The sequence below is a fragment of the Scytonema sp. UIC 10036 genome (assembly GCF_009725235.1).
This window is the reverse complement of sequence record NZ_WJFC01000064.1, coordinates 1-14,025: the sequence shown is the minus strand read 5'-3', so window position 1 is coordinate 14,025 and position 14,025 is coordinate 1. Positions and strand designations below refer to the sequence as shown.

Sequence of the window (14,025 nt, the reverse complement as noted above, 5' to 3'; positions counted from 1 at the left end):
ATTAGAGAGCAGGGCAATTGGCGTATTGTTCTAACTTTCCAGTTTTAGTAAAAATTTCTATAGGTTTTCACCACCAATAGATAGATGAAATTTGAAGTTTTGCTTGTTAGCGTAAACACTTTACAAAAGGATTTTAGACAAAGAAGCTAGTAGTCCGCCGCATTAATTATGAGGGGCTGCCACCTCGTTCCCAGGCTCCGCCTGGGAACGAGAGACGAGAGCTTCGGGGTACTGTCTTAACTTACCCATCTAAATCGGGCAATGGAGCTAAAACATTTCAACACAGGTGCATATGAGTGATTTAAATCAAGAAGTGTCCTCCAAAGTGGAGTTTATACGTCAAATCCTAACAGAGACTGAGTTCCAAGGCTTACGTTTGCGGGGAACAGACTGGTTTGCTTGGGCGACGGCTGGCGCTTCTAACACGGTGCTGCTTACAGCTGAAACCGGAGTCGCAGAGGTGCTGATAACAGCACAAGATACTTGGGTTTTGACAGATGAAATTGAAGCGCAGCGCTTGCAAGATGAAGAATTACCTGCGAATTTTAAAGTTTACGCCAATCCTTGGGCTGATGCTGCTGCACGTGAATCTTTTGTCCGGGATGTCACAGGTGCTGGGAAAGTTTTAAGCGATCGCCCTACCATCGATGTAGAGAAGGGATTACCCGCCTCTTTGCAACGTCGGAAAAGAATCATGATGTCAAGCGAACTAGAGCGATACCGTCAAGTAGGGCGTAAAGCAACTGAAGCAATGACAGAAGTTCTAAAAGCTGCCAAGCCTACATGGACAGAATATCAGTTAGCAGGTGCAGGTGCAGAGGCATTGTGGGCAAGGGGGCTGCATCCGGCGCTGACACTGGTAGCCGGTGAAAGGCGTTTACCCCTGTACCGTCATGCTACACCCACTGGGGAACAAATTGGACGGCAAGCAATGCTGATATTCTGTGCTAGGGGATATGGGTTGTATGCGAATCTAACGCGATTTGTCTGCTTTGATGCGCTTACAGACGAGTATAATAAACTACACCATCAAGTCCGCGAAATAGAAGCCCAAGCATTGAATCTGTGTCTACCAGGAACACCTCTAAATTCGATTTATAACGCTTTAGCTAAAGCCTATCAACAGCACGGATGCGATCGCGCAATCCAGGAACATCATCAGGGTGGAACTACGGGATATTTAGCGCGAGAAATTGTAGCAAATCCCACTACTACTGACACTTTAGCAGAAGGTATAGCTGTTGCGTGGAATCCAAGTTTACCAGGGGCAAAAGTTGAAGATACTTTTGCGCTCCTCCAAGATGGTAAGTTAGAAAATCTCACTTTTGATGCAAATTTTCCTAACGTTGAGATACAGGGAAGATTGCGCCCTGTACCCTTGGAGATATGATAAAAAATTTACACTATGAACAAAACGGACGCAAAAGTCTTATATTTTTCTTAGCACTTTTGCGTCTTCAGGTAAAACCATCGCAAAAGCATTATGAACTTTCAAAAAATATTTGGTCAACCACCTGAAACAGAAGCCACTGCACCGGGAAGAGTTAACTTACTTGGCGAACACACTGATTATAATGATGGCTTTGTTCTCCCAACAGCAATTTCTCAATGTACAAAGGTACAACTAGGTTTTAGTATTGATACACAGCACCACTTTTATTCAGAAGATTTAGACGAGCAAGTCAACATTTTAAACATCAATCATACGCCGTCTGGATTTGCAAGTTATATCTATGGCTGTATTCAACTTTTGGAAAAAGAAGGATACGCAATTCCAAAGCTAAATGTCTATGTCAAATCGACAGTTCCTATGGGTTCGGGTTTATCTAGCAGCGCCGCTTTAGAAGTCAGCAGTCTTAGAGCAATACGCCAACTCCTTAATCTTCCCATTAACGATGTTGAAATTGCTAAAATAGCACAACAAGCAGAAATTCACTATGCTGGTGTTCAATGTGGGATTATGGATCAAATGGCTTCCAGTCTCGCTGACACCGAGCATATGCTGTTTTTAGATACCCGTACCCTGGAACGCCGCGTGATTCCTTTTCCCAGTGGAGCAAAGATAGTCGCGATTGATAGCGGTGTACCTCGATCTCTAGCAAGTAGTGGATATAACCAGCGACGTGCTGAATGCGAGGAAGCGGCGCGGTTGCTAGGAGTGAAGGCACTGCGAGATATTACCGATCCCGATCTAACCAAAGACTTACCCGAACTGTTGCAACGCCGTGCCCGTCATGTAATTACGGAAAATAATCGGGTATTAGAGGCTTTGCAAGGAGTCTCATCCCATCGCTTTGGTGAATTGATGAACGCGTCCCATGCTAGTTTGCGGGACGATTACGAAGTGTCTGTACCAGCCTTGGATACGTTAGTAGGGATATTGCAGAAAACAGAAGGAGTCTTTGGCGCAAGGTTGACAGGTGCTGGTTTTGGAGGAGCTTGTGTTGCTTTGGTTGTTACAGGAAAGGCAAGAGGTATTGCTATTCAGGTGCTCGCACAATACAATCAAACAGGTAACAACGGACGAATTTTAGTTCCTGCTTAATACAAGGTGAAAGCTCGATTTGAAGGTGCAAAATTTTGATTCATCGCATATCATTTTTTGACTAATTAGTAAATCCAAAAAGCACATAATGCAACAATACTTTACAAAGTATCTGTTTTTGTAGATATCTCGGCAGGCACCCTATTCGTTGTTTATTTAACGAAAATAGAAAATAACAAAATTGCTACAATCTCTATCCTGTAATTTCACTGTATTTTGTCTCCCAGCAAGGCATCTACTTGAAAAAAAATGTGAACCTGTATCTGGAAACCTACAAAGTTATTTTGTAGTTATTTACATTCCTCAATGAAAATCAACCTCAACCTGTCCTTATAGATAAGACATAACTTTGTACTTTTATTTGCACCTACTCTATGCTCGTGTTAAAAAACTTAAAATTGAGACAAAAATTGACAATTTTGCTACTTGTAATTCTTGTAGTAGGTTTAAGTTTAAGTGGGTTAGCTCTTTCTGCATTGCTGAGGCAGAATGCGACAAATGAAATAGCTTCAAGAGCTTTAACACTCATTGATACAATGACTTCTATACGTGAGTACACACTTATCCAAATCTATCCAGAACTCTCTTTGAAACTGGAAGAGAAGTTTCTGCCCCAAGTTGTATCCGCATACTCAGCACGAGAAGTTTTTGAAATTCTACGAATAAAACCAGAATATCGGGACTTCTTTTATAAAGAAGCAGCAACAAATCCTACAAATCTTCGGGATAAAGCTGATAGTTTTGAAGCCAAGATTTTAGAGCGTTTTAGAAAAGAAAAAGATTTAAAACAGGTGAGTGGATTTCGCTCACTTCCTGGTGGCGACATATTTTATATTTCCCGTCCGCTATCAATTAGCCAACAAGCTTGTCTTCAGTGTCATAGTACTCCAGAGGCTGCTCCGAAAACTATGATTGACCGTTTTGGCTCGGTGAATGGATTTGGTTGGCACTTAAATGAAATTGTAGCGGCTCAATTTGTGTCTCTACCAGCAAGTAAAGTCATCGAAAAAGCTTATCAATCCTCTTTATTAATAGTAGGACTTGTCTCTGCTGTTTTTATAGTGGTTATCCTTTTGGTCAATATCTTTTTGAATCGACAAGTTATTCTTCCTCTCAAACGCATAACTCGTATTGCCGAAGAAGTGAGTACAGGACATTTAGAAGTTGACTTCGAGCAGGTTTCTAATGATGAAATTGGGAATCTTGTCAAAGCTTTCAAACGAATGAAATTAAGTTTAGAAATGGCAATGAAAAGAATTAGGCGTACTCATGGAGGAAACATAGGTTGACATAAGTGGTTAGTTGTTAGTTGTTAGTTGTTGGTTGTTAGTCGGGGCGCAAGGCCTTGCTTCCATATGAGTTGCCATAGCATGGCGTTTTTGATGCCACTGCCATGCATGGGCGATAATTTCTTTAATATTTGGGTATTGGGGATGCCAACCCAAAACTTTAATTGCTTTGTCGCTACTTCCAACTAAAATAGGTGGATCGCCGGCTCTCCTGTCGCGCTCCTCTATTTTGATGTTTTTTCCTGTGACTTCCTTTGCAGTTTCGATGACTTCTCTCACTGAAAATCCACTGCCATTGCCTAGATTAAAAACTTCACTGTCTCCTCCTTTAACAAGGTACTCCAAACCCAGAATATGTGCTTGTGCTAAGTCAGTTACATGGATGTAATCGCGAATACAAGTACCATCACTCGTAGGGTAATCAGTACCGAATATCGTAATAGATTCCCGCTTACCCAAAGCAGACATAAGTACCAGTGGTATGAGGTGGGTTTCGGGTTCATGATCTTCACCCAATAGCCCTCCTGGATCGGCTCCCGCAGCGTTAAAGTAGCGGAAACGGACAGATTTGAGATTGTAAGCTGTATCGAAATCAGACAAAATTCGCTCTACCATCCATTTGCTAGTTGCATAGGGGCTAATTGGGTCATGTGGATGGTCTTCAGTCAATGGAACAAACTTGGGTACGCCGTAAAGAGCGCAAGTAGAAGAAAAGATGAATTTGTCGATCGAAGCAGCAACCATTGCTTCTAAAAGTGTGAGAGTACCTGCAACATTATTCTGGTAATATTTGGCTGGGTCAGTGACAGATTCACCAACAGCAATATAGGCAGCAAAATGCATGATAGCAGCTATATTGTGGGTTGTAAATATGTTATCTAAAAGTGCGCGATCGCTCGTATCACCCACAATCAGCTTTACCTGTAAAAGCTCTTCTACAAGTTCTCGATGTCCATTTGACAAATTATCAAGAACAATAACCTCATAACCTGCATTTTTTAGGGCTAATACAGCATGGGAGCCAATATATCCAGCTCCGCCTGTAACTAAAATGGTTGACATAACTAGTTAGTGGTTAGTTGTTGGTTGTTAGTGGTTAGTTGTTAGTTAGGGCGCAAGACCTTGCGCCTGTACAGTAGTTAGTGGATAGTAGAATAACGAACAACTAATCCCAAGTTGAAAAAATAATGCCACAAATAGTGAGGTGAGAGTAAGCCTAGGTAGAGCTTCCTCAATCCAAAATCCAAAATCTAAAATCCAAAATTATTGGCGCTCGTGAAAATAGCGCTCAATTGCACTGTCAAGGCATGGCATCAATTCACCTCGGCTGCTACCAAGAACGCTGTAGTTTGGACGCTTAGCGATTAAACCCAGTTCTTTTGTAGGACGGGGTATCAAATTGCTGACACTTATGCCAGCTTTTTTCGCTGCTAGCCGTGCTAAGTCCGCCCATGCGATCGCACCTTTGTTAGCCAAATGCCACAAGCCGTTCTCACCGTCAATTAACAAATCGAGACTGGTATGGACAAGATCTGGTACGTAGGTAGGTGAAACAGTCGCATCCTCCGCAGCGACAAAGGTATTGCCAGCACTCAGCTGCTGCAGTGCAATCGTGACAAAATTATAATCATCCCATGGACCAAAAAATGCACTGGTACGAATAACCAACGATGCAGGATTCACCTTCAATACCAACTTTTCTGATAAAGCTTTGCTGCACCCATAGACATTCAGGGGGGCAACGGTATCGCTTTCTACATAAGGGTTAAACACAGAACCGTCAAATACCAAATCTGAGGAGAAAGTCAGTAGCGCGACATTATGCTCGGCACAAGCAGTCGCTAAAATCGCTGGTCCATTGGCGTTCACCTGTAGGCAAACATGAGGTTCTCGTTCTGCATCGTCCACCCGCACGTATCCCGCAGCATTTACAACTGCCCAAGGCTTCAACTGGGCTAGAACTGCATTAACAGAGACAACATCGGTAATGTCTATTTCTTTGCGTGTCAGTAAGCGATACGGGATACCCCGCAATTCACACAAACGAGCAAAAGCTTTTCCCAAGGTTCCTGTTCCACCTACAATGGCTAGGGGAGAGGAGGAGTGAGGGAGTGAGGGAGTGAGGGAGTGAGGAAGGCAACTGACAGGGGGGTACAACAAACGCTTTTCGCGATGCCACCATCCGGGCGATTCTAGTAGTGGGTGAGCTGGTTTGCGTCCTGCAGCTAGATCCTGCACCAGCTTGGCAATTGCTGTGGGGCGCGGACTTGGCGATCGCAAATCAAACACGCCTGACTCGTAATAACCCGCAGATCTCGTCACCAAGCTATTCCAATCGTAGCTACCCAGGAGCGCCCAAGCAGTGACCGCACGGACATCTACACCCTCATGCCGCAATTGTAGCGCCCCTTGCCAAATCTCATAAAACCAGCGCAGCTGCTCCTCACGGGTACAACTCAGATGAGCTTCAGTCACAGCAAGGGGCAGCCCGTAGCGTTCCCAGGCTTCTTTAAGTAAAGTGCTGAGACCCCCCGTACTCTCAGCACAAACCCGCACAGCCTCTACATCTGCGTACTTATCCCGCCCGTTACCCCCATGAGAAGACACTGGATAACGTTCCAAGCGCTCATCCAAAAAGCGATCGCTCGTCAGGTAGTGATTAATCCCAATGATATCTGGCGGACAAGGATTTTCCAGAAACCACTCCAGTTCATCTTTAGTGACACCAAAGCCAATCAAATAGCTCCATATTGGATGAGACTGTGTTATTCGACCGCACAATAAATCAAAGGTCAACCACCGACGCTCATTCTCAAATTCTGCTTGATAAGCCAGTTGTGGCGTACTGTAAATCTTACCCAAATCATCCGTTTGCACAAGTTGGGCATTGGGATTCACTTCCCGAATCGCCTTCATTGAAAGGACAACCCCACGGCACTCCCCTAACAAAGCACGGGCGAAAGTGAAATCATTTCTTCCATGAGGATACCAGTGACCGTACATTCCACTGAAGCGAGCCGTGGTCAGTGGCTCGTTAACAGGTGTGTAATGTGTCACCCAAGGGTAACGTTCCGCAACCGCACGGGCATACAAAGCTAGTTTTTCTGGAAATTCCGGATCTACTAAGCTGGTATGATGGGGTCCGCTACCATGATGCACCAATCCCACAATCGGACAGACACCCAGTTCGCGCAACCGCAAGAGTCGCTCATCCGCCCACGACCAATTGGCATTCTCCAAACCGTTGGGTGCAGTTCGCTCCCAGATTACCGGATAGCGGATAGCGCGTATCCCCAACCCAGCAAACAAATCCAAATCATCCAACCGCGTTGCATGACCGTTGCATTCCAACTGGTCAAAATACTCATCACCCACACGATTAACCGTACACTCCACACCAGCCCAGACTTCCAGAGGAGGAAGTTCTAAATTATGAGTGTTGAGTGTTGAGTTGAACGAAGACATAATTTAAAACTCAATCCTATTATTCTTTTTTCTTCTCTTCGCGCTCTTTGCGTCTTTGCGGTTCATTAGCCCTACTAGCCCTATCAAGGCGGGTAAAAACTTCAGGAAATTAAAAATTCTCTCACCTCTTTCCTTCCTCTGCGTACTCTGCGTCTCGGCAGTTAAATAAATGATTTTTGAACCGCAAAGTACGCAGAGTACGCAGAGAGTGAAGATGAGGAATTGCCACCTGAATCAAAATTTTGTGAGCCACCTTGACAAGGCGCTTTTGTGCCCACCTTACTAAAACAAAGCAAAGGATTTAACAACTTGCCAACTTAAAGCCAGGAGCACCTCAAGCTTTAACTGCAATTTGTTTGTAAACAGAAAGAGCCTGAGCAACACATTGATCCATGTTGTAATACTTATAAGTTGCCAACCGTCCTACAAAATAGACTCCTGGTGTAGCATCCGCTAATTCCTTATATTGCTTGTAAATTTCCTGATTTTCAGGACGTGGTACGGGGTAATAGGGATCTCCCTCAGCCTTAGGATACTCGTAAACAATACTCGTTTTGTGATGTTCCTGTCCCGTTAAGTACTTAAACTCTGTAACACGGGTATAAAGGTGTTCGTTTGGATAATTAATCACTGGCGCTTGCTGAAACACTGATGTGTTATGCGTCTCATGCTTGAAATCAAGCGAACGGTAAGGTAGTTTGCCGTAACGATAATCAAAGAACTCATCCACAGGTCCGGTGTAAACAATCTCACGGCAAGGTATTGCCTTCTCAATTTCCCGGTAATCCGTGTTGAGCATCACTTTAATATTAGGATGCGCTAACATTGTCTCAAACATCCGAGTAAAGCCGTTTAGAGGCATCGCCTGGTAAGTATCGGTGAAATATCGATTGTCGCGGTTGGTACGGGTGGGAATACGGGCGATGACTGATTTATCGAGTTCCGATGGATCGAGTCCCCATTGTTTGCGAGTGTAGTTGCGGAAGAACTTTTCATACAATTCCCGACCGACTTTGCTCACCACCACATCCTCTGAAGTGCGGATGTATTCTTTGGGTTCCGCAACGGACTTGAAGAATTCTTCTACCTGGAATGAAGTCAGATTCATTCCATAGATTTTGTTGATGGTATCAAGATTGATGGGAATTGGAACAAGTTGTCCATCGACGCTAGCAAGGACGCGATGTTCGTAAGCCCGCCACTGGGTGAACTGAGAGAGGTATTCAAAGACTTCGCGAGAGTTGGTGTGAAAGATGTGAGGTCCGTATTTGTGTACGAGGATACCGCTGTCGTCGTAATGGTCGTAAGCATTACCACCAATGTGCGATCGCTTATCCACAATCAGCACTTTCTTACCAGACTGGCTTGCCAAGCGTTCGGCAATGACACTTCCTGAGAACCCCGCGCCAACAATTAAGTAATCAAATACAGGCTCTTTATCTGTGTTAATAATGCTAGGTGTTTGTTTACCAACAATAGCGCCATCTGAGTTGACTTTGTTGTCATCTTTTTGAGCAGAAATAGCAGAATCAATCAATTTCATCATTGATACCCAAGTCCTATCCCAAGAAATTTGTTCTAAAAAGGCATCTACTCGACTCAACCATCCCGATGTTTTTGTATCCTCTTGCATGGCTTTTTCGACAGATGCAACAAATTCTGCAACACTGTCAGCAATCCGCACCAGTTTCAAATCTCCGTAAGGACGTACAACATCTCGAATTGAGGTAGACACTACAGGTTTACCTACAGCAAGATACTCTGGAGTTTTCGTTGGGCTGATAAAGCGAGTCGATTCGTTACGCGCAAACGGTAGCATTGCTAAGTCCCATCCAGCCATATATGCAGGTAAATCTTGATAATCTTTACCACCAAGATAATGAATATTTTCCCGTTGCGGCAGAATTGCTGGATCTATTTTCACCACGGGACCAACTATTACCAAATGCCACTCAGGACGTGCATCGGCAATACCAGCTAGCAATTCAATATCCATCCGTTCGTCAATCACTCCACAGAACCCAAGACGCGGATGGGGAATATTTGCTTGATCTGCTGGTTCTTTTGTAAGAGTTCTTGCTTGTGCAAAGTGCTGCACATCTACACTACTGGGAAATGCATATACGTTGGAGTGCTGGTTCACTTTACTTTCGTAAAGGCTTTGTCCACCTGTAAATACTACATCTGCACGACGAAAAAGTTCGGCTTCGTAATTCTTTAAAGCAGGTGAGGCTCCTTTAAAGGCAGATAACTCATCCATGCAATCGTAGATAACTGCTTCTGGTTGCAAGTGGCGGGTAAATGCGATCGCCATTGGTGTATAGTACCAAAATATATACTTGCGGATGTTATGCTCTGCAAACAAAGCATCTATCAACACTTTAAGATTTGCGCTTACCGCCTCCTCACTTAAACCTTGTGGTAAGTGCGGAACAACAACCACTATCCCGTGCTTGTCTCGATCGATCTCCAACCGCCCCAACGGTTCATCGTCAAAAATCGGTTCCTCAATAAAGAACACTCGTCGTCCAATAGCGCAACGTGTCATAAGATGTTGCGGTCTTTGATAGACAAATTTCCAACGCAAATGAGACAAACAAACTAAATCGGGCGTATCTGTAGAGATTTCTGGAAAACTTTTATTTGGTATAGATATCTTATCTAATAATGCACCTGATGGTTGTGATTCATTTAGTACTGAGCGCTTAGCTTCAACTGTCTTTCTGGAGTTACCATTATTAAGCACGTTATGTTTTGTGTAACCTTTTTCGCCAGACATAGCTTTTCTCAATTTTGGTTAATAGAAAATGGAGTTGACAAATGCTTTTTTATTAAATATTATCAGAAATTGCTCAAACACTCTTAAAACAATTTGTTCGAGTATCAAAGCAATTATTCTTTTAATAAAAAAGCTTTGAGTGCTTTTTTTTGAAGGCTTAGAAATTTTTAAGGTTGTTTGCCTTAATATTAATTTCTCCCAATGCTTTAAAATCTACCTCTTAACTGTTTATACAATATTCTATCAAGCGATATATTTATATCTATCTCAATGTCTTTTTTTTATTAACTTTATTGGTATCACTGAATACAATAACAAACAGAAAAGATAAAATTTGTAATAAATCAAACAGCAAAAAAATTATTTGATTGGGTAATATGCAAGAAAAACTTAACTATGTAAAGAAATGTAAATTATTAAATTCTATTCGTAGTTGTGCTCGCTCGCGCTAAAGCGCAACTACGAACGAGTAACAATGATTTTTGACGATTTAGCCAGCTATCTAGTCTTTTATCAATTTAGCTAAGAAATGTGGTTTTTTAGCCACAAGATAGAGCAAAAATATCTAAATTAGTCTTGCTCAAAATCTTTATTTGATAGCACATCAAGTGTATAGCAAATTCATCCCTTTGGAAGAAGTCCAAGGAAATAGGAATAGTTATTTGTTAACAGGGACTAATAACCAGTGACTAGTTAATCCCAATACTAGAAGTAGAAATTTAAATATAAATTACACAAGATGTCCGGGCAACAAGAAGAAAATTTTTTAATGGAAAGCAGTCCTATTCCCATTCAAGAAATCCCAGAAGATAGGGCAATAACAGAAACAGTACTTCCAGTACTTCCTTTAACTCTAAGGCCGCTTTTTAAAATTTCTAAACCGGAAATTCGGAAAAGCCTCAAAGCATTAACTCTGGAAAGTGTTTTCGCTACGATTTTCTACAGTATTATTAGTGGCGCATTGCTCAGTAATTTCTTACTAAAGCTAGGTGCAGGTGCAGTCAAAATAGGTTTGCTTGCTTCTATTCCTCAAGTAGTGAATTTGCTTCAACCATTAGGAGCATATTTAATTGACCGAACGACTAGCTTCCGTTGGTACGCCATATGCGTTTTTACTCCGTCGCGGCTTTTGTGGGTGATTCTGCTGCCAGCGATTTGGTTGGTCACTTCATCTCGGATCGCTGGGCATCAAGTAGTGTACTTGACATTGGCAATTATTGCAGTAGCAAATATCATTGAATCGCTCGGTCGCGCCCCTTGGCTTGGTTGGACGGCTGTGTTAGTACCACAACGGTTGCGGGGACGGTATTTTGGTTTTCGTAACAGTATTCTCAGTTTGATAAATCTTATTGGTGTGCCGCTCTTGGGTTTTACAGTTTCGGCTTGGCCTGGAGGCACAGTTCAAGGCTATGGTGCAGTGTTGGCTCTGGGAATTGTACTTGGTCTTATCAGTCAGGTGTGTCAGTTGTTTATAACTGACGTGAACCCGCAACTTTTAAAAGTTACAGGTTCAGAGACATCCCAAGTGCAACCCAAGGGAATAGATTTTGGCTTTCTCAAGGACGCTAATTTTTTAAAGTTTCTGTTTTACCTTGCTATTTGGTGCTTTGCCGTTAATGTTAGCGCTCCTTTCTTTAACCTGTATATGCTGGATAACTTACATATAGATATTAGTGCGATAACAATTTATCACGGTTTAGGAACTGGTGCGAATATGCTAATGCTGCTTTTATGGGGCAAACTAGCTGACCGGATAGGGAATCGCCCAATCCTCATATTAGTGGGATTCTTGGTAGGAATAACACCTTTGTTGTGGCTGGGAGTTCGAGCCAATGAAATTTCTCTTTGGATCTGGTTGCCTTTGTTACACGTGTTAGCTGGTGCGACTTGGGCGGCAATTGACTTATGTACTAACAATCTGATGATGGGAGTAGCACCACTTGCTTCTCAGTCTAAATATTTTGCGATCGCGGGAGCAATTGCAGGTGTGACTGGAGCAATGGGAATCACGACAGGTAGCTTGATAGCCACGAGATGGAGTGTTGGTGGTTTATTATTGCTGTTTGTGCTTTCAGGCATCCTGCGACTTTTTGCGCTGTTCCCCTTAGTTTTTGTTCAAGAACAGCGCTCTGTGCCATTGGCGCAGCTATGGCGAGTCTTGTTCTCAAGCCTACAACAAAAAGTGTTGATTCAATCACAAGATTGAAGTACAAACGATAGAATCGCAATGGTGCTCTCTTATCCATCTCAACCTCAATGAAAGCCGATCGCAAACCAACTCCCGAACACACCTCACCCAAATTTCAACTTCCCGAACTACTCGCTCCTGCAGGTAACTGGGAGTGCGCCAAAGCTGCTGTTGAAAATGGGGCGGATGCTATATATTTTGGGTTGGATCGGTTTAATGCGCGAATGAGGGCGCAAAACTTTACAGAAGCTGACTTGCCCAAATTAATGGCATTTCTGCACCTTCGAGGTGTTAAGGGCTATGTCACCCTAAATACACTCATTTTTCCACAAGAACTTAAGGAAGCAGAACAATACCTCCGCTCAATTATCACTGCGGGTGTAGACGCAGTTATTGTCCAAGATGTAGGTATTTGCCGTCTCATCCGTCACCTTTCACCTGACTTCCCCATCCATGCATCCACGCAAATGACCATTACCAGTGCGGCTGGAGTAGAATTTGCAAAATCCCTTGGCTGTCAGTTAGTGGTTCTTGCTCGTGAATGCTCTCTCAAAGAAATTGAGAAAATTCAGCAGCAACTGCAGGCAGAACCGTCACAAACACACCTACCATTAGAAGTCTTTGTTCATGGTGCCCTATGCGTAGCATATTCAGGTCAGTGTTTGACAAGCGAATCATTGGGAGGGCGTTCTGCTAACCGTGGTGAATGTGCTCAAGCTTGCCGAATGCCTTACGATTTAATTTCTGATGGTAAAGCTGTCAATTTAGGAAATCGGAAATATTTGCTCAGCCCTCAAGATTTGGCAGGCTTGGAGGTGTTACCAGATTTAGTCAAAGCAGGGGTATCTTGTTTAAAAATAGAAGGTCGCTTGAAAACCCCTGAGTATGTTGCTAATGTTACCAGTGTTTATCGCCAAGCACTGGATAAAGTGATGGCAGAAGTAGAGACACGCCACTCCTCGTCTTTAGATGCAATAAATCGAGAACATTACAACCTAGAAATGGCATTTTCTCGCGGGCTTTACACAGGTTGGTTTCGCGGAATTAACAATCAGGAACTGGTTCATGCGAACTTTGGCAAAAAGCGTGGAGTTTACTTAGGGGAAGTCACCCGTATTAGCAACGAGAAGGTAATAATACGATTGCAAGCCCCAGTCAAACCAGGGGATGGAGTTGTTTTTGATTGCGGTCATCCCGAAGCACAAGAAGAAGGTGGTCGAGTTTACGCAGTAGAACATAAAGGACAAGACACCTTACTGACATTTGGACGGCGAGATTTAAATTGGCGACGGATACACGTAGGAGATAAAGTTTGGAAAACCAGCGATCCCGAACTTGACAAACAACTGCGGCAAAGTTTTGCTGGTGAAAACCCACAATTCCAGCGCCCAATCAACCTAGAAGTTTATGGAGAAGTCGGTCAGCCACTGATTGCGATAGCACGCGACCAAAAAGGACATATTGTTCAAGTAGAATCTGCAATGGTTCTAGAAGAAGCACACACCAAACCTTTAACGACAGAAAGGTTACAAGAACAATTTGGTCGTCTTGGCAATACGCCCTTTTGTTTGGGAAGCTTGACAAATTACTTAAGTGGTAAAGTTATGGTTCCCGTGAGTGAATTAAACCGACTCCGCCGGGACATAGTAACGCAGTTGGAAGAGTTACGTTCTCAACCCAAACAATGGCAACTCAGTTCTGAAGCTTCCCTAAAAGATTTAATACCTTCCCCCTTGTCCCCCTTGTCTCCCTTGTCTCC

Annotated in this window: 8 protein-coding genes; 5 read left to right on the top strand and 3 right to left on the bottom strand. The window is 43.2% G+C overall.

The features are described from left to right. The first annotated feature begins 292 nt into the window (after nt 1–292). The 3 genes from F7734_RS27065 (at nt 293) to F7734_RS27055 (ending at nt 3,834) form a co-directional block, all read left to right on the top strand. Nucleotides 293–1,390 (top strand): M24 family metallopeptidase, encoded by a 1,098-nt coding sequence (locus F7734_RS27065; protein ID WP_155747717.1) that lies wholly within the window; start codon nt 293–295, stop codon nt 1,388–1,390. Between the two features lie 93 nt (nt 1,391–1,483). Further along, nucleotides 1,484–2,545, top strand: coding sequence for a galactokinase (gene galK / locus F7734_RS27060; RefSeq protein ID WP_155747716.1), 1,062 nt, complete (start codon nt 1,484–1,486; stop codon nt 2,543–2,545). Nucleotides 2,546–2,925: 380 nt separating this feature from the next. Beyond that, the gene (locus F7734_RS27055; protein ID WP_166482179.1) at nt 2,926–3,834 is read left to right on the top strand and encodes a DUF3365 domain-containing protein; all 909 of its coding nucleotides are present in this window, start codon (nt 2,926–2,928) and stop codon (nt 3,832–3,834) included. Between the two features lie 9 nt (nt 3,835–3,843). Here the strand turns inward: F7734_RS27055 and galE are convergent, their stop codons facing one another. The 3 genes from galE to glf all read right to left on the bottom strand — a co-directional run bounded on the left by galE (nt 3,844) and on the right by glf (nt 10,078). Beyond that, complete coding sequence (gene galE, locus F7734_RS27050; RefSeq protein ID WP_155747714.1) at nt 3,844–4,896, bottom strand: UDP-glucose 4-epimerase GalE; 1,053 nt, start codon at nt 4,894–4,896, stop codon at nt 3,844–3,846. A 201-nt stretch (nt 4,897–5,097) separates the two neighbouring features. After that, nucleotides 5,098–7,299 (bottom strand): family 1 glycosylhydrolase, encoded by a 2,202-nt coding sequence (locus tag F7734_RS27045; protein ID WP_155747713.1) that lies wholly within the window; start codon nt 7,297–7,299, stop codon nt 5,098–5,100. A gap of 334 nt (nt 7,300–7,633) precedes the next feature. After that, on the bottom strand, nt 7,634–10,078 hold the full coding sequence (gene glf, locus F7734_RS27040) for a UDP-galactopyranose mutase (RefSeq protein ID WP_155747712.1): 2,445 nt from the start codon (nt 10,076–10,078) through the stop codon (nt 7,634–7,636). Between the two features lie 739 nt (nt 10,079–10,817). Here glf and F7734_RS27035 point away from each other — a divergent pair. Next, nucleotides 10,818–12,284: an MFS transporter gene (locus F7734_RS27035; protein WP_155747711.1), complete on the top strand. Its 1,467-nt coding sequence runs from the start codon at nt 10,818–10,820 to the stop codon at nt 12,282–12,284. 50 nt (nt 12,285–12,334) lie between these two features. Further along, nucleotides 12,335–14,025 (top strand): U32 family peptidase (locus F7734_RS27030; protein ID WP_155747710.1); only part of this gene is annotated, 1,691 nt, incomplete at its 3' end.